A 19,559-nucleotide genomic window follows, 5' to 3' on the forward strand; every position below is an offset into this window, starting at 1 on the left:
TGCCTATAAACAGGAGCAAAAAAAGAAAGGCGCCGATGTTCGGCTGCCTTTGTCTTTTCTACCAATAAAAAGCAACGTCACGAGAACATATAAAGATAAATAAGTCATTTTTTTCTACCATTACACTGTTACAGGGCGCCGTCTTCTTAACTGCTCCATCACCGTAATATAGATGATGACAAGCAGTATACCTACGATTAACCAGAGCTTAGGAGCATTGCCGCTTCCCTCCGCGGTATCCAAACCATGGCCATTCACCACGACTTCACCAACACCATTTACAATATCGATCATCTGGTCTCCGCCGTCCTTAACCCAATCCTCGGTGCTAACAATAAATCCGACCGAAGAGAATTGTCCTAGCAGCTCGATTTCCGCTGTCTTCACGCCATTCTCATCCACGCTAGTGAAAGGGTAGCGTGCTCCCTCCTCATCTCCCCCCCAAACCCACAAACTCCAATTCGTCGTATCCCCTTCTAGCGGATTATAGTGGATAATTACTTGAGTCGTCTCCGCTCCCTCGGCATGAACCTCTGCCATCGGCAAAACCAAGCAAATCACGGTCAACATCAATCCGATTAGCACTGATCTCATACTAAGCCCTCCTTTTGTAGTTCCAAATCACTTTGCAAGCTAGCGAACACCTTTCTTTGCCTTGCTTCCAAACCTTCTAATTCGTCCAACACCAACTGGAGCCTCGTTTGCATCTCCGCATGTGGGAGTGTATTTATTCTGGCAACGGCACCTTCCAATTGATCAAATATGCCACCAAGAAGCTGTATCGATTCTTCAATATTCTCAATTAACTTTTTCAGAGAGGGGAGCTCCAAGAGAGAACTTACGTCCATCAAGAAATCCCTGAGAAAGATATAGGTGTACTTCCATTTTCTTATCCAAAAAATGCTGAACATGTACAGCTTCTCATAATCATTTTCTTCTAATAAAGCATCCTCAAGCAGTTTGCGGAATGGCCGAAAAGCCGCCACTCCGGTGTAGATTAAGCTTTCTTCGGTCACATGTTTGAACGGTTCAGAAGAAGTATAATAATGAATGTACTTCTCCAGCAGTTCTAGTGCCAGGAGATGTAGCGGAATCGGTCGGAATCGATCGAAACTTACGTCGATGACCATTCTTTGTGCATCCGCGTATTTGAGCGGATAACGCTTCAAGAATTCCAAGCTACCAATACCTGCGAACGAACGCAGCATCTCATCTTCAGAAATCGTTCCATAAAAATTATAAGTGCTATCGTATACTGTATAGCCGCGCCCCGTATGATCAACCAGCAAGAACATATGTGAGTGATGGATTCCCGCTTCATCATGAGGCACAATCGCTTGTTCCCTCTCTAGCAACATACCCGAGAATTGACCCTCTTCCATCAAATAATCATGGGAATAGTTTAAGTAATATGTCGTGCCAACTCCGATCACCAAGTGACCTTCACGCATCCGTTCCTCACACCATGCCATCCCTTCCTCGACCGAATTGAAGCTTATCGGCTTACCTTTTACTCCAAGCCTTTCGAGCAGATCAAACCCAGGTATTTCGCGAATATCGTCAATCAGTAGTCGATCTTCCATTCGCCCGGACAATGGAACGCTGAATACGGTAAGACCCAATCCTCCGCCAACTGGCAGGAAGCCTCTTGGAATCGGATAACCCACCTCATAACGCAATTTTGTGTACATAGCGCCCATCACGCATGGGTAATAGTACGGCATCTCTTCAACGTTGTCATCAAATTGGAGATTATACTTCCTGGAAGCCACAGCCGAAGCCTCTATCGCACATTCGGATTCTGTTTGATCAGCTTTAGTGATCCCATCCGCCGCTTCGTCCTTGACTCGCAATCCTCCGGATTGAATAATTTCGCGGATCGTTCTGTAGTACAGCATGTCACTCAAACTGATTGCGAACTGATAATCGTTAGCCTTCGCTACAACCTGTACCGCTTTTAGCGAATCTCCACCCACATTATAGAAGTCATCCGTAACACCAACTCGCTCTAGCCCAAGCACTTCTTCCCAAATTCGAGCTAGACTCTCCTCTTGCGAATTAGCCGGTGCTTCATATGAACTGTTCGAGATAATATGTTCCTGCGGACTAGGTAGCGCGCTGCGATTGATCTTCCCGTTTGGCGTAATTGGCATCACCAGCAATGGAACGAAATATGACGGAATCATATAGTCTGGAAGCAGGCTGGTCAGATATTCCTTCAATTCTCCATGGAGCAATTCCACGCTCGAAGTATAATAAACACATAAAGATTTGCTTCCGTGCGAATCCATCCAATCGGTAACCAAAACTTCAACCACATGTGGATGCTTCAACAACTGCGCTTGAATATCCCCAAGCTCGATTCGGTATCCTCGAATTTTGACTTGATGATCGCTACGTCCAAGAAATTCAATTACTCCGTCAGGCAACCACCTGGCTAAATCACCAGTTCTGTACATCCTTGCATCAGCAACCTCCAGCTCACGATATGGATCACGAATGAATCGTTCCTCCGTAAGTTGTGGATTGGTATACCCCGATGCAAGACATTCACCCCCAATATACAGATCTCCGGGAACAAACGGCGGACATGGCTCAAGCTCTTCGTCCAAAATATAGTATCTTGCGTTCTGGATCGGTGTCCCGTACGGAATGCTGACCCATTGCTCCTCCACCTTCTGTATCGGATAGTAATTCGACCAGATTGTCGCTTCCGTTGCTCCTCCGAGAGCCACAACTTGCACGTTTGGAAAATGCTTCTTTAGAACATCAGGCAATGTCAGCGGAATCCAGTCACCGCTTAGGAATACAAGACGCAGGCTTGGATTCGGTATAGTATGGGTACTATCGATTTCCATCAACGTCGCTAGCTGTTGCAAGGCTGCCGGCGCGGAATCCCAGAACGTAATCGGCTCCTCCCGAAGAATCTTTAGCAGAAGCTCGCGATCGGACAACTCCTCCTCTGATGCAATCCGAATGGATCCCCCAGAAGCGAGTGTGCCAAAAATATCATAGACGGATAGATCGAAGCAAAGTGAGGTGACAAATAGCAATCGATCCTTGATCCCGACAGCAAATGTCCGATTCACCCATTCGATGAGATTGATAACCGGACGATGGCGGACGACCACGCCCTTAGGCGTTCCAGTTGTACCAGACGTAAAGATTACATAGGCCACATGCTCCGAGGTTAATCCCGTATGTGGATTCAACTCCGAATATCGATCCAAATGAGACAGCGTCCAACTTCTTTTCCTACTACGTCTGATTACATCTTCTTCGGAAAAGCTCTCGTCATCCTTCCCCTGGCTATCATCCATCCCCTTTCGGACGACAACATCGTAACGGAATGCTAGCTCATTCTCAAAGCCTTCCTGCCTGTACAAGACCTCTGTATGCTCAATGTCTGGAATGCGATATTGCAAATCAGTGAAGAAAGCCTCGTCGCAGTACAATTCTTGGTCGGAGAGCGCTCTTACATTGGGCGCCATCCCGTGTTGCATCCTGTATTGTACGAGACTATCTCGAAATATCTCTTTCTGCCGCAAATCCATGACGTCAGCGATAATTAGTGCCCCGCCCGGCTTGAGACAACGTATAGCTTCCCGGACAACCTGCTCGAAATAAAGGTATCCGGGGAAAAACTGTACTGTACTCGCCATGAGGATTAAATCAAAGCTGTTTGCACCCATCCCTTCTAATTGAAGCGCATAACCTTCCAACCATTCCGTATGCGCAAGTCGCAGTTCGGTCGATTTAGTGCGATTCATCTCCAACATCCGTTTGGATGGATCGAGTCCAACAAACCGGTTCACCAGAGGAGCGATACTGAAGGAGATCAAGCCAGACCCACAACCGATCTCGAGCACGCTTGACTGAGCAGAGATATAAGGTCTGGCAAGATCTACGACCCGGTCACGATATTCGTCCACCTCCGCTTCTGAGAAGGGTAAGCCGCTGTAACTGCTAATAAATCCGCCCGCCGTAACACGATCGACCGCCTTATCGGCAACCTGATCCCACAAAGCCCCGGCCATTCGGACATCCCCCTCTTCCGTAGGCGGTTGAGCAGTCGTTTCGTTCAGGTAGATGATGTCCTGCAGGGTCTCTATTTTCCATATCAGCTCTTGAAAAGGCGACATGACCGCAGTCTTTGTGACGATGCACCGAATGGGAAGACTCCGTAGAATCGTTTCGACCCTCGATTTCGGAAATCCCGGTTCGATGGGTACATAAGCGGCTCCTGCTTTTAAAATACCTAAAACACCAATGATCATCTGTACGGACCGATCCAGTATGACCGCAACATACGAGCCTGGACCAATGTCTTGATTTATGAGCAGCCCAGCAAGCCGGTTGGCCCTTTCGTTCAGATCGCCATATGTCATCTCCATGCCTTCTGAGCAAACCGCCACATGGCTTGGAGTAAGTAACACTTGCCTTTCGAATAATTCAGGAATCGTCAACTCGCTAGAATAGGTTGTATCCGTATCATTGAAAACCTTAATCAAATGCTGACCTTCCTCTTTCCCAAGGAGCAAGGCATCGCATATCGACATGTCAGGAGATTTAAGGTATTGCTCTAATGAGAAAATATAGCTCCGTGCATAGATCTCCATAGCTTCAGGGGCGAACAATCGGCCATTATAGTGAAAATATAAATTTATTCCGTCAGGTAAGCTATTTGCTACAACAACGGTCTCATGCCTTCCTTCGCATAGCAAACGAATGTCAGCGTCATGATGCAGGCCGGACATTGCAAAAGCAAGCGGTGTCGATAACTCCTCTTCTTGCTGTAATCCCAACTGCTCAATGAACTCGCGTTGTTCGACATATTGATGTTTGTACCCTTCGGTTATTGTCAACTTTACTCGTTCCAATATTTCCTTGAAGGTGGCATCATTTGGCACATGATTCCGAACGACGATGCTGGTGTGACTTATGGAGTCGCCTTCGGAAGGGAGCGGAAGCACGGGAATCGTCAGCGCGATATCCGACTGACCTCCATTCACCTTTCCAAGCCACGACAGAAATCCAGCTAACAGCGCCACATAAAGCGCAAGCTTTTTTCCTTTAGTGATCTCTGACAGTTGAATCGTCAGATGACGCGGAAGCTCAAGTGTATAGGTAGCCAGTTCAAAAGCAGTCGATTGTGGATACTGAACCGGTAAAACCGATCGGGGAATTTCTCCTGACAAGTGATTCAGCCAGTAACGCCTCCCTTTGTCTATTTGCTCCTCAGTCAACCTCATGAGTAGATCATGCCCCTTCCTCTTATTGGGATGCGATGCTTATAGAGGTTGTTCAAAAAGTCCGCTTTTGATCACGAAGTGTCTCAAGAAGCTGATTCGGCATCGAATCTTGAATTCAGCCGGGCCTTCCGGTGCTCACGTACCCACTACAGGCAAATGCTTACGAAGTCGTTTTCTACGAAAACGTGTAGCTCCGCTCCTCAGTCCCTACCTTCATCCAAGCTTCTTGGTGCTGAAAACCGATCTTTTTGAACACGCACTTATAGATACTCTAAAGTTCAAAGTCCAATTCCAGCGCTGCTTCTAGCTCCATTAGCAGTCGTTCCTGCTCTTCCTTCTCTTCGCTCGTTCGCAAATCTATCCCACCAAGCAACTTATGCGGATCTTCGATCATATAATCGATCACGCTGTTCAAGTCATAGAGCATCTTCTCTGCGGTATTTCTTTTGAAAAGATCATTTCGGTATTCGAGCAACAGGTGGATTTCATCGCCCACTTCCTCCGCCCATAGCGTAAGGTCGAACTTCGCTTGGTAGAAGGCGAGATCCACTGGTTCGATCCGTAAACCATCGATTATGGGCATATCCGTATTCATATTCTGTAGGGCAAACGATGCTTCGAATAGCGGATTACGCCCCGCATCTCTGGCGACATTAAGCTTTCGAACCAGCTTGTCGAATGGGAAATCCTGATTCTCGAACGCTGAAAGTGCCGTTTCCTTTATCTCAGTTAAGTAGTCCATATATGTCTTCTGATTCTCTGGTCGGCTGCGAATCGGTAGGATATTGACGAACATACCAATCAGAGGTTGGAGCTCCGCACGGCTTCTACCAGCAACCGGCGTGCCCACGATAATATCCTTTTGTCCGGAATAGATAGACAAGAGAATAGAGTACGCCGATAGCAACACCATATATAATGTAGCTCTATTACTAGACGCCAACCTATGGAGGTTAAGGGTAACCTCAGCCGAAAGTACAGCTTTAACGGCTTCGTCTCCCCCCTCATTCTTTGCTTGCCGCGGATAGTCGGTCTGAATTTGCAGCTGCGGGGCAGGGGCTGCGAATTGACTCAGCCAGAAAGCTTCCTGCTCCGAAAGCCGCCCCGTCTCCAGAATGTCATTTTGCCAGCACGCAAAATCCTTATACTGTAGCCGTAATGGCTCCAACGTCTCATCCTGATACAAACGCATCAGATCGTTGATCAAGACAGTCATCGAAACGCCGTCCGAGATGATGTGATGCATATCCAAGCAGATAACATGACTATTGTCGGCGATGCGAAACAGTTTTGCCCTAAAGAGCGACGCCTTCGTCAAATCGAAAGGTTGGATGAACTGCATTAGCTCCGCTCTTAGCTCATGCTCTTCAATGTTTCTGTATCCGAGCCAAAGGGGTAGCTCTGCGTGAATATGCTGCACAGGATTTCCTTCGTGTAGCACGAATGAAGTACGGAGCGTTTCGTGCCTCCGAACCAATTCGGTTATCGCCTTCTGCAGCTTCTCCCTCTGCACAGGACCTTCAATCCGCAGAGCTACCGGGATGTTGTAAGTTAATTGCTTCGGATCGTATTGGTTTAAGATAAAGATTCGCTTCTGCGCCAGAGAAAGCGGGTAGAAATCATTGTGTTGGGCAGGCTCAATCGCCACCAATAATCCGCACCCAAGACTTTGGTCGATCACTTCTGCCATACCACGCAGCGTTGGAACCTCCATTAGCTTTCGTAACGATAGTTGGATCTGAAAATTATTATGAATTTCCATAATCAACGTAGCCGCGTTCAGCGAATGTCCACCACGGTTGAAATAATGGTCATCAAGGCTGACGCGATTTGTGCCGAGTGTCGCTTTCCAGAGCTTCGCTAGCTTACGCTGAGTCGTTGTCGCACTCAAATCATCAGTGGCATCCGTTCCTCCGGGATCATCTGCCGCGGGCTCAGGCAACGCTTTCGTATCAATCTTCCCACTGGCTGTCAGCGGTAATTTGTCCATCGGCTTGTAATATTGCGGAAGCATATAGGCAGGCAATCGCTCAGCTAGCCACTCCTTCAGTTCCTCCGCCCCACTCCCCTTCCATGGTGCAATATACGCGCACAACCATGTTTCGCCGTCTATAACACGTTTGGCCGTTACGAAGGCTTCACCGATATTCGGATGCTGCAGAAGTTGTGCTTCGATTTCTCCGGTTTCAATCCGGAAGCCTCGGATTTTCACTTGATGGTCTATCCTGCCCAAGAAATCAATATTGCCGTCTGGCAGCCACTTCGCATAATCTCCGGTCTTATACATTTTTTCGCCGGGTATAAACGGATTCTCGATAAACCTTTCGGCTGTAAGTTGCTCCTGGCCAAGATACCCCAACGCTAGCGAGAAACCTCCTATACACATTTCACCCATGAAACCGATAGGTAATAGCTGATGATCGCGATTTACGATGTAAATCTCGGTATTCAAGATTGGTTTCCCGATCGGTACCGATGTTATGAAATCCGGGTTGATGTCTTCCCTCGAAGAAGTTGGATTCCCCGTCTGCCAGAGCGTCGCGCAAATCGTCGATTCGGTCGGACCATACGCATTGATATAGTTCAGATGTCGCCCCCAGCGTCGTGCGAGATCCGGGCCGGACACCGATCCAGCCGTGACCAGCATCCGAAGCGTTGGCATCTTCGAAGGATCCAGATGCGAAGCATAGGTTGGTGGAAGTGTCACAACAGTAATTCCCGAATGACGAACATATTCGGTAAACAACTCATAGCTTTCAATGGTTTCTCTTGTAATTAAATGAAGCTCCGCACCAGTGAATAAAGCCATGAACATCTCCCATACAGAAGCGTCGAAGGATGTGCTTGCGAACTGCACGATTCTGTCCGTATTCCTTATGCCGAGCTCGCTCCCGAAGAAGGCATGTAGGTTGGCCATGCCTTGTTGGCCCACCATAACACCTTTAGGCATACCCGTTGAACCGGAGGTATAGATGACATAAGCGATGCCTGCCTTCTCCATACATTGTCTCGACTCTACTTGGTCTATGGGAGTCACGCTACCGTTCATCTCAAAGTGATCATAATGAACGAGCAGGGTGCATCCGTTAAACGGTATACGTTCGACATATTTGGACGGAGTAATCAGGATAGCCGCACCGCTATCCTCAAGCATATAAAGGATGCGCGACTGCGGATAATCGGGATCAATCGGTAAATAGGCCGCCCCCGCCTTCAGCACCGCAAGCATAGCAGTAACCGTATCCGGTGTCCGATCGCACACAACACCAATGACGTGTCCTGGTCTTATACCATTTTCGTTAAGCTGCACGGCTAGCCGGTCAGCTCTTGCGTTCAGTTCTCTGTAGCTCAAGATTGTTTCTCCGCAGACTAATGCCGTTCGATCTGGCGTTAGAGTAACTTGTTCCTCAAACAAATGGGCCACAGACTTATTGACTGGGAACTCGCCCTTATTGTGTTGGAATTCTGTTAATAGTTGCCTGCGTACATCTTCGTTCACGAGTGAAAGCATCTGTACCTGTATATCTGGGTTTTCAATCATCTGCTGGAGAACATGCATAAAGCTGTCAGCCAAAGCTTGCATCATACTTGATGTATATAATTCGGCGTTGTAGATCAACTCGCCCCATACCTCGTCATCCGTTTTCATGAAAGAGAATGTAGCCCCATTGATTGCAGGCTGCCTTAAAGCTTGAAGAATTGAAGGATCATGCATGGGAGCAAGCTCGCACGCCACATTACACAAACGGGTCGCCTCCACAAGTTGCTCACGCTGCACATGATCAATCGGATAATGCTGGTAGCCATAAGCTGCTGTGACGATCCTATTCAATTCCTTCCATAATTCCTTTACCGTTTGGCTGGCGTCCAAGTTCAAACGAATCGGCAGAAAACGATTCGCTACCGTTTCGCTTTCACTAAAGTTTGCTATAGTCGGGCATCCGACGATAACAGTTGGATTAGATCTAAGTTTAGCTAACGCAGACATGATTCCCGACAGCAAAATGACATACAGGAGCGAATCCTTCCGGCTGGACCATTTCAGGATCCCCTCCGCAAGAGATGTAGTGATCGGAAGCGATATACGATGCTCGCGGAACAAATCCGCGTGCTGTAGACCCATAATCCGGTCAGGTGCAAGCACCTCAAACTCCACTTCGCTTGACAGCATTTCCGTCCAGAACTCTTTGGCCTTCCGGTATTCCTCCAGTTCCCCACTCAGCAGATCCAAGTTCATTGCAATTCACTCCTCATATGTTCTAGAAGTCAAATTCGGCAAATTCCGGACTTCGATTGGCGCGCATACGCTCAGCTATGACTGCGCGTTCCTCATCTCCGAGTACGCGGATGTCCTGCAACAACGTCTCCGGATTATTTGCAGCCTGCTCAAGAATTCGGATGTAATGCGTTGATAATCGTTCCATCGCTTCCTGACTGAATAATGTGGTCTTGTATTCGATAGTGAAGTCCAGTTCTTCGTCCAGTTCGCGTGCTTGCAATGTAAAATCAAACCGCGATTTACCGAAGTCGAACGGATAAACAGATAGTACTGCATCTGCGAATTCATAAAGAAAGGGATCCATATTCTGCATGGCAAACATCGTGTTAAATAGAGGATTCTGGCCGGGTTGCAATTGAATATCCAGCTCTTGAACAAGCATTTCGAATGGATATTCCTGATGCCGCAGCGCGTTTAACGTCAGCTCCTTGATCTCCGTCACATACTCGTCAAATGACTTATCCTTAGCCGGTAAGCTTCGAAGCGCCAATGTGTTGACGAACATACCGATCAACGGTTCAAGCTCAGGGCGGATTCTACCGGCGACTGGTGTACCGATCACAATATCCTCCTGCCCCGAGTATCTAGACAAAAGCACATAATAAGCGGATAAAAGCACCATGAAGAGGGTTGCGCCTTTCTCTGATGCGTACTCAGTGAGCCTCCGCCGCAGTTCCCGATCACCTCGGAAAGCTAGTACAGCCCCCTCATTCAGCGCAGCTGAACGGTTCTCCTGCACTGGCATATTCAACTTCGGCACCGGTGAAGAGAACGAATCTAGCCAGAATTGCCTATGCTCCTCCATCGCATCCGATTGGAGTCGTTCCTGCTGCCATACTACATAGTCCTTAAATTGCACTCGCAGCGGTGGCATGATTTCGCCCCGGTAAGCCCTCGCGAAATCATGAATCAGATTACCCAGCGATACGCCATCGGAGATGATATGATGCATATCTATTAGCACGATTTGCTTGCCGGAGACGGTTCGAATGAAGCCAGCCCTCAGCAGCGGAGGCTCAGATAAGCGAAATGGGCGGACAAAATCCCGAATCAATCGGTCGATTTGATTGTCCAAGGCATGATCGAATACTTCCAGCTTTAGCTTCGAGTCAGGATGAATCTTCTGAACAATTTCCCCATCCACCCAAGCGAATGAAGTCCTTAAAGACTCATGTCGGTTGACAATGACTTGTAGTGCTGCTTCCACTTGCTCGATATCGGCATGGCCTTCAACCAATATGACACCCGGCATGTTGTACTCATCCAGTTCACCTCGAAGCTCATGGAGCAAGAATAATCGCTTCTGCGCCGATAAGACGGGATAATATTTGCGAGCCTCACTCAATGAAATCGCTTCGAATCCGGATGTATCGGACGCATCAATATGCTTCGCCATAGCTGACAAGGACGATTGCGCGAACAAATCGCTGATCGACAACTCTACGCCAAACGCTTGATGAATCTTCGATACGAGCGAAGCAGCTTTAAGCGAATTTCCTCCGATTTCGAAGAAGTGATCGTTCACACTAGGAGATTCACTCCCCAACAACTCCGTCCATAGCTCCGACAAGCGTTGTTCCGTCTTGGTTGCAGGAGCTTCGAATGGCTGCCGGCTGCTCAGCGCTTGCGAAGCTGAAGTATCGTATACCGTGAGCTCCAGCAGGCGATCGACATGGCTGAAGGAAATTGCCGTTAAGTAAGCAAGGTGACGATCATGTTCTCGCACCTCATTAGCTGGTATCCAATGGATCTCCGGGTCCCAGCATTCTGTGTTCCCTAGCAAGTCCTCTTTCGCTATCGTCTGGGCTGAATCTGACACCGTCAGTAGAACCACCTTAGTCTGCTTTCCAGCTCGATCCACACCCGAGAATGGTTGAGAAGAATCACTACTCCGCTGCTTCTCATAAGGTAGCTCGAAATACACTTCGACATAACTCGGGCAGTCGGCGATCCGCTCTAATGGAATCATGACGGTCTCTTCGTTGTTGTCTCCAACTGTGCGTTCCGTCTTCCAGCCGATCCGCTCCAAGAAAGCAAAGAACGGATTATTTTTATTCGTCTGACGATAATCCAGTTGCACCCCGCGTAGCCCTTCCGAGGCGGCAACCTGCTTCAGCTGTGACATCACCGCATCCTCTATGCCCCGACCCAGTACCCGGCAGCTTAACAGGAATCTGTCTACCCGAAGCCGTAACTGTTCGGACGCAGCAATCACAACACCTACAATTCCGTAATCGCCGAATCAGTCGGATGCTTCCACTACCCAACACCACGTATTATCTTTCCGCCGTGAATCATTCAGCTCTTCTGCCGTCATGCGGATTCCGTTCAAGTTGAATTGATTCGTTCGCTGCATCAATTGGGATGCTCGCTCAATCTCTGTAGCATCGACTGTACGCATACTCATCCTTAGCTCTAAACCATGCAGGAAATCATCCAATGATACTGACGATGATTCCCTTTCGACTCTACGATCGCGCTCCTCTGCGTATAATTGAGTTCTCATCCGATCCTCATCGGTAACTTTCATGCGGTCCCATGCCCATATGTGCGAGAGAAATTCAGACATGTATCGGTTATTAATCGGTAGTCGAATCGTCAGTACATCCGGCGCGTTCTGCATAACCTCCGAGCATTCAAGAGGATTGTCATCGATAAAAACAACGCTATCGATCCCAATATTCAAATCCTTCAACATCTGTTTCAAATTATCCGATTTGGGAAACCAGTTGATTGCCCAATGAGCAAAATGCTCTTTCTTCAACAGCATTTGCGGATTTTGATCGAATACGGCCCATACATCGTCCTCATTATTTTTACTGCACAATGTTAACAGTTGCCCATCCTGTGCCCTCTCCAGCATCCAGCTTTGCAGCAGCAAATGCGGAGCTTCGATCTTGACGCCAAGTGGCCCATCCTCGCCGCAAACGCCTTGCCACAACGTGTTGTCGCAATCCAGCGCAATCACTTTGAACGGCGCTGAATACATCGATATGACCTTGCGTGCAAGCAACGTGCCCATGACCGCGTAAAATTCCTCGCTGAATGGCATATGACCGGCCCGATCCGCTATCGGATCGAACACTTCGCGAACTGAATAGTTCCTCACAGCTTCGCGAAAATCGACGGTATATACTTGGTCGATGCTCTCGAGCACCTGCTTCCATCGCTCATATAATTGATCGATATAACCGATCAACGAATCCTCATATCCCAGATGGGTCGCTGTCGGAAATATGCCGAACAGGTAAGGGACAGGCTTATCGGCCACCTGAATAATCCGCAGCAGATCCTCAAATTGACGTTCAAGCTCTTCGAACACTACCGTACTTTCCTTTTCGAACTGTCTGATTAAATCTTCGAAGCGGATAAGCATCACTCGGCAACCGTTTCCGCCTTCTATCTGGTCCGATGGACTGAGTAATTGTTGAAATACTTGATTGTAACCGCCGAATTGTACCTCAACCGGTAGCTTAAATTCACGCGTCCACCAGCGTAGATGCCCTTCAATCGGCTCTGAAGTAAAAGTGGCGTTAACGACGACTCGCTTGTCCATGACTAAGGCCACTGGGCCATCGTTCAGCTTCCTTCTCTCGGCCATCTCATAGGCTTCCTGTTCGTTAAACAACCTTAAATCCTCAACAAGTTGATGCGGTTCGTTTAGAACATCGGCGATCAACCTCTGGAAGTCTGCGATAAACCGCAGCATTGTCCGCTCTTCGAACAGTTCCACGTTAAAATTCAGCTTGCAGTCCAGATGCCCTTCTCGTGTGAGAAACACATCCAGCTTGACATCAAGAGTTGCCGTGTTTACCTCAATCTCAATAGGCTCAAAGATCAGCCCTTCGACACTCATCCTGTCAGAGCCTGTCATTCTGTACTCATTATGAAATACCAGCATCGTGTCATAGATCGGATTGCGGGAGCGATCAACAGACTGCTGGAGGAAATCCACCATTCGTTCGAATGGAACATCTTGATGTTCGTAATAGACTGAAGTAACGCACTTCACTGCCTCGATATATTGCTGAATCGACCAATCGGGCTCTGCCCTGAGAATCAATGGGATAAAGTTGATGAACATACCGACGCAGTTTTCCTGCCCAGGTCTTTGCCGGCCGGAAACTATCGACCCGATGGTGACTTCCTGCTGGTCCGTATATTTAAGAATCGCTAGACCATACAATGCAAGAAGCAGTACATTCGGAGTCGTATGGTTCGATGCTGCTGCTGTTCTTAATCGCTCACTCGTTAATTCGTCAATGCGAAAGCCGACTTGGCCTCCGTCGAAGGTCTTGATCGACGGTCGTGGACGATCGAGTGGCAAACGAAGCGGGCTGCCCAAGTTGACTAGTTCGTTCTGCCAGAACTTCTCCTGCTTGACCATCGCTTCGGAGCCAGCGAACTGAGTGTGCCATTCTACGTAATTCCTGTATTGATAGACCGGAGTTGCTAGGTTCTTGCCCTGGTAAAGCTCGAAGAACTCTTTGACCAGGATCGCTGTAGAGAAACCGTCCGATACAAGATGATGTGAATCAATCAGCAACACATGCTCTTCCGCACCGCAATAGATCAACCCTGCTCTGAACAGTGGAGCGCTCTTAAGATCGAAAGGCCGGACAAACCGGGTTATGATGTCGCCAATCGCTCCGGCATCCCCTTCAAATCGCTCTAACTCCAGCTCCGCGGTTTCCTGAATGATTTGCTCCGGGACTCCTTTATCCATGTTAAAGATTGTGCGAAGTGCTTCATGCCGATCAATAAGCTTACTCAGCGCTCGTCTCAGCTCAATGTGGTTTAACTCGCCTCTGACTCGAAAGGCAAGCGGCATATTATAACTCGTACCGATTCCACCTACTTGCTCTTGGACAAAGATCCGAAGCTGAGACGAGGTGAGCTCATATTTCTTTTTACTAATACCAATCGATTCGTTAGATAACTCTTCTTCTTCGAGCTCTGCAAGTTGCAAATCAGAGCTTCCTCCTTGCTGCTCCAGTTGAGCAGCTAACTGTAACACGGTCTCGCATCTTAGCACGTCAACGACCTCTATTGGCTTTCCAATTTGCTCAGTCAACTTAACAGCAATTTGATAAGCTAGAATCGAATCCCCGCCCAAACTATAGAAATGGTCGTTTATGTTTAGTTCCGTAAATCCGAGAACATTCACCCACACGTTCCCGACCAGCTGTTCTAATTGGGAATATTGTCCGTCAGATCGCCCCGTCAGCTTCGCCCTTCGAAGATCCTGTACCTTCTCTCGTACCGGTGCTATAGCTTGCAGCGTATAGGTGTTCTCCACCCATGAACGATATTTATCGAACTGATACGACGGCAAATGAACTCTACGGTACTTACCGTTCCGATAAAGCATACGCCACGGAATATCCGCTCCCCCGATGTATAGCTCGCACCATTCATGAAGCGAGCGTTCTTTCAAATTCTCGTTGCTCGATAATGTGGATGCTGAGGGGCTTGCTGTAATCAATTTCAAGGAATCTCCTTGGAGTTCTCTAAGTTTATCCCTGAGTACACCTACACTGTTAACGACGAATGCCAACCGATAGCTGTAATGGCCTCTGCCTACGTTAGACGTATAGCAAATATCCCTAATGCTCCAGGTTTCGTCCACCCGAGCCAGCATCTCAACATATGAGACTACCAATCGAGACAACGAGGATAAGCTTTGCGCCGAAAGCGTAAAAAGATGCTCTTCCTGCGAATAAGGAATATGACCCAGAGCGTCCGTATAATGTCCATCTTGGGCTTCCTCCAAGACAACATGACAGTTCGTTCCACTTAGGCCAAATGAACTGACCCCGCATCGTCTCGGATGTCCCTCGTCCTCCCAATCCGCTAGCTTGCGATTGACATAAACTGCGGATTCGATGAAGTCGATGGATACGTTTGGCCGATTAAAGTGTAGGCTTGGCGGAAGCTGTTTATTATTCAGCGACAGACAAGCTTTCACGAAACCGACGATACCTGCAGCATTGTCGAGATGACCAAGATTCGATTTGACCGCCCCTATCGCGCAGAACTGACGGCGTGATGTATATCTTCTGAAAGCCCGATTGATTCCTTCAATTTCGATTGGATCTCCGAGTTTTGTCCCTGTCCCGTGTGCCTCGATATAGGAGATGGTCTCCGGGTCGATCCCCGCATTCATCCACGCCTCGACTATCACTTCTTCCTGAGCCGTCACATTCGGTGCGGAAATACCGATAGAACTTCCATCCTGATTGACAGCCGAGCCTTTAATCACCGCGTAGATAGAATCTCCATCCGCTATTGCACGGGCAAGCGGCTTAAGAAGGACCGCGGCAGTTCCTTCGCCCATCCCCGTCCCGTCCGACCCATGATCGAACGGTTTTGCTCTGCCGTCAGACGACTCGATACCTATCCGCATTCCCGTATCCGCAGGGAAGATAAGCGTCTTAACACTTCCAGCCAATGCCGTATCACAGTCCCCACTCCGTAATGCCTGGCAAGCGAGATGTATCGCAACGAGCGACGAAGAGCAAGCCGTATCCACTGTGATGGCAGGTCCTTTCAAATCCAGTAAATAAGAGATACGGCTCGCGATGATAGAAGACAGGTTTCCAGGCACAGCTATCGAAATACCTGAAGGATCGGCGCTTTCTATCAATCTTTTATAATCGTGGAACGCATCTGCACAGTATCCTAGGTATACGCCAGTCTTGGTCCCTTTCAGCTGACCTCCCCCATATCCGGCATCTTCAATGGTTTTCCATGCCGTCTCCAGGAAGATGCGCTGGTTCGGGTTCATTAAGCTTGCCTCTCGGGGAGACAAGCAGAAAAATTTATAATCGAACTTATCTATTTCCTGCAGGTATGCACCTTTGAAGAAGACCGTATGATCAGGATCGAGCCCGACCTGCTTCGCATACTCATTCATATCCAATTTTCTCTCATTGGGAAAAGGGATGACGAAATCCTTGCCTTCGGCCAGATCGCGCCAGAATTGATCGATATTATCGGCCCCTGGAAGACATACGGACATCCCGATCACGGCGATATCCTGAAGAGAGCTTTCTTTGACCTCCATCTTTTCAGTAACATCTTCTTCCGTGTCAAACGAGAAACCGCCTAAATCGATCATCTATTTCCCTCCTGCCTCTAGTTGGATTTTACCTGTACGTATAATACTCGACTCGCCATACGGTCTTTGTTTCCACAAGCGGTACATTAGCGGAGGTACAACCAGTGAGCATACGACGATGAGTACAACGAAATAACCATTAAACGCAACATCAAAATGGCTGTACAAGTTTCGAGCAATATAATACGTAGCGAATAACCCGATTTCCGCAATAATTGGTGCCCAGAGTGATCGATACCAAAAATATAGCAAGGCGAAGATGATTGTACCCATACCTCCATAGAGCGTTAGCGCCGGATCAAGCTTGAAGAAGAGAATGCCGTAAATAAAGGCATTACCAACCAGAACGATGCCAAGTGGCAACACAGCATTCAGCTCATTGAAGACCAGCCCTCTGAATAGAACCTCCTTATAAATCGAATGAACGATCAAGAACACAATAAAAGTAAAAGGAGCTCCGCCAACCAATGAACTGAATAATTGTTCAAATTGAGGGAACGTATCCGCCACAGCCGGAATCTTCACCATGCTAGTCACCCATAACCCCATGCAAATTGAGAGCAAAGCGATCTTCCAGACGCTATTGAATGAGATTTTGTCAAATTTACATTCGCGGATCAGATCTCTCTTCTGATATCTTCGTAGAATGAAATAATAGATTGGAATCGCAACGATATCGTTCAGTACGAGACCCCAACTGCTGTTTCGAGCGGCCGTTAACCATGGGCGGATCGCATCGATCTCTGTCAGCACGTTGTACCATAGATGTACGAGGGGTTGTAAAACCGCAAAGTAGATTGCGATATACAAACCTAACCGCCCACCCATAACCAGATAGGGCTTCAGCTTTGCTACGAGTTCCGAACTTGCTGTCTCCGTCTGAGGTGTACGCTTAGCAACTTGCAGCAATCCTAGAATTATGCACCCGAATCCAGTAAGCAAAATCACATAAGCAAGCAAGCTACCTTGTGCAATGCGGTCAATCAAACCGACTTCCTTCGTGCTAACGATTAGTACATTCATAACGACTGCAATGGTAATGGTCGACCAGACCGAACCTGTTTTGGTATAAATAAATCCATAAATAAGTGCTAGAAAGAAGGCGATAACGGATATCGTTAAATTCGGTTGGAAAATGGCATAAATACCGGCTTGAAGCAAGTATGCGGCGCCGAATGGTAACGCACCTCGCAGTTGGTTAAATACGAGTCCCCTGAAGAAAATCTCCTCCATGAATGCTCCAACCAGCCCAACCCCGATCAATACAAAAATAAACCGTTCCGCTTGCCCAAAAATATCCACGTATGCTTTCATTTGATCCAGAGCTTGTTGTGGAAGGAAAGGGAACTTCATCAGTCCAAAAAATACGAACGTGCAGCCAACCGCAATCGTTAACGACAACAGCAAATCCTTTCCCCTCAACTGCCGGAAACCAGCCGCTTCAAAGAGTGTAGTTTTCTTCTTTTTCCCCATCCGATTTCGAATGCCATAGACAATCAGGAGCAATAGATAGATTGAACAGAAATTGATCATAAGCCATACGGGCACGTTGCTTTCTAGCAGTTTTTTGTAGGATTCATTTTGCGCCATGATTAACTCCTGTACCTCAAATACGATTAAATACAGTCCTAGCAAAATAGCCACTTTTAAAATCATGAATCCGAATTTCCTCATCATCGTGATAACATCCTTTCCATCTCAATTCGTGGATATGGGTATTCTTCTTCCGCTGCCCCTTTTGCTAGGACGATATTCTTCAGCACGGTTAAGGCTTTATGAAGCTGATCTATGGAAGGCTCCGCATTGTCCCGTTCAAGACTCAGTAGTAGGTTTTCGATTTGTCGGTACGGGGCAACCACATACTCCTTGTAAGCTTGATCATCCATGCAGCGATTTCTGATGGACACCGCTGTCGCTAGGTATTGCGCCAACATATCCCGGTGTGAATACCCGTATTCTGCCTTGAAGGACGAGGAGAAGACAATTTCACGGTCAGCCTGATCTTCCAGAGAATATGCAGGAAAAGAAGGATAGTCTGCCTTGAACAGCCTGGTCAGCGTTTTTCGAGGAGCAAGCTCCACAGCTGCATCGATGCTACGATTCAACAAGCAGGCCATTGTTTGTCGCCAATGAACGGGCTCAGTCATCTGACGTTTCAAGTTTTGAATGATATCCTCCGTTTCCATACCGTACGGCTTTGCCTCAATATTCGAAATGACAGGAAAGTCGAATTTGCCAAATAGGCAACGACTAAGCAAATCTTCAAATTTATCCGCCGCCGTTGCCATGTGCGGGCTATGAAAAGCACCGCTCACTTTAAGCGAAGACATCTTAACTCCTTCAGCACTCAGCAGTTCTTCGACTGTTGTCATCGCTTCTATCGTTCCAGAAAGTACTATCTGCTGAGACGAGTTGAAGCAGGCAATTGTCGGCCGTTTCGATCCGTTCTCGATCCGTTCCACAATCCGAATGATTTTATCCGCATGAATTCCGCTTACCGCGGCCATTCTACCCAGTCCAGAAGTCGAAGCTTCCAGCATGAGCCGGCCTCTTTCTCTAACCAGTTGAAGCGCGTCTGCGAATCTCAGTACACCTGCGCAAGTCAGCGCGGTATATTCTCCCAAGCTGTGCCCTGCTGCAGCAGTCGGCTGTATTTGGGTCTCTTGGACGAATAGACGGAATGAGGCTAACCCGACCGTCAGAAGAGCAGGTTGTGTCACTTCCGACTGAGCAAGCCGCTCTTCTTCGCCATCGAAGCAAAGGGTCGCCATATCGTAACCCAAAGTATCTGAAGCCTCCTCGAAAGTTTGCCTGACAATCGGGTATAGATCATAATTTTCTCTCATCATTCCGTTGTACTGTGAACCTTGACCTGGAAACAAAACGGCCAATCGCTTCATTTTCCATC

Annotated in this window: 7 protein-coding genes; all 7 read right to left on the reverse strand. The window is 47.9% G+C overall.

The window, feature by feature from the left end; genetic code table 11:
• Window positions 1-120 precede the first annotated feature (120 nt).
• Window positions 121-594 (reverse strand): pullulanase-associated domain-containing protein, encoded by a 474-nt coding sequence (locus NST85_RS22110; protein ID WP_341190431.1) that lies wholly within the window; start codon window positions 592-594, stop codon window positions 121-123.
• Window positions 591-5,252, reverse strand: coding sequence for an amino acid adenylation domain-containing protein (locus tag NST85_RS22115; protein WP_341190432.1), 4,662 nt, complete (start codon window positions 5,250-5,252; stop codon window positions 591-593). Before NST85_RS22115 ends, NST85_RS22110 begins: the two co-directional genes overlap by 4 nt.
• A gap of 271 nt (window positions 5,253-5,523) precedes the next feature.
• Window positions 5,524-9,489, reverse strand: coding sequence for a non-ribosomal peptide synthetase (locus tag NST85_RS22120; RefSeq protein WP_127194794.1), 3,966 nt, complete (start codon window positions 9,487-9,489; stop codon window positions 5,524-5,526).
• Window positions 9,490-9,511: 22 nt separating this feature from the next.
• Entirely contained in the window at window positions 9,512-11,656 is a 2,145-nt protein-coding gene (locus NST85_RS22125) for a condensation domain-containing protein (RefSeq protein ID WP_341190433.1), read from the reverse strand.
• 117 nt (window positions 11,657-11,773) lie between these two features.
• A complete protein-coding gene (locus NST85_RS22130) occupies window positions 11,774-16,651 on the reverse strand; it encodes an HAD-IIIC family phosphatase (RefSeq protein WP_341190434.1) in 4,878 nt (1,625 codons plus the stop codon).
• Window positions 16,652-18,328 (reverse strand): type II CAAX endopeptidase family protein, encoded by a 1,677-nt coding sequence (locus tag NST85_RS22135; protein WP_127194792.1) that lies wholly within the window; start codon window positions 18,326-18,328, stop codon window positions 16,652-16,654. It abuts the gene before it with no gap.
• Complete coding sequence (gene fabD / locus NST85_RS22140) at window positions 18,325-19,551, reverse strand: ACP S-malonyltransferase (protein WP_127194791.1); 1,227 nt, start codon at window positions 19,549-19,551, stop codon at window positions 18,325-18,327. The genes NST85_RS22135 and fabD overlap by 4 nt, the downstream gene beginning before the upstream one ends.
• Window positions 19,552-19,559 lie beyond the last annotated feature (8 nt).

It is taken from the genome of Paenibacillus sp. FSL K6-2524, assembly GCF_038005525.1.
GTDB lineage: Bacteria > Bacillota > Bacilli > Paenibacillales > Paenibacillaceae > Fontibacillus > Fontibacillus anaericanus.

Coding starts and splice junctions, on each gene's coding strand:
- NST85_RS22135 (WP_127194792.1), bottom strand. CDS start 18,328: ATGATGAGGAAATTCGGATTCATGATTTTAAAAGTGGCTATTTTGCTA.
- NST85_RS22110 (WP_341190431.1), bottom strand. CDS start 594: ATGAGATCAGTGCTAATCGGATTGATGTTGACCGTGATTTGCTTGGTT.
- NST85_RS22115 (WP_341190432.1), bottom strand. CDS start 5,252: ATGAGGTTGACTGAGGAGCAAATAGACAAAGGGAGGCGTTACTGGCTG.
- fabD (WP_127194791.1), bottom strand. CDS start 19,551: ATGAAGCGATTGGCCGTTTTGTTTCCAGGTCAAGGTTCACAGTACAAC.
- NST85_RS22125 (WP_341190433.1), bottom strand. CDS start 11,656: ATGTCACAGCTGAAGCAGGTTGCCGCCTCGGAAGGGCTACGCGGGGTG.
- NST85_RS22120 (WP_127194794.1), bottom strand. CDS start 9,489: ATGAACTTGGATCTGCTGAGTGGGGAACTGGAGGAATACCGGAAGGCC.
- NST85_RS22130 (WP_341190434.1), bottom strand. CDS start 16,651: ATGATCGATTTAGGCGGTTTCTCGTTTGACACGGAAGAAGATGTTACT.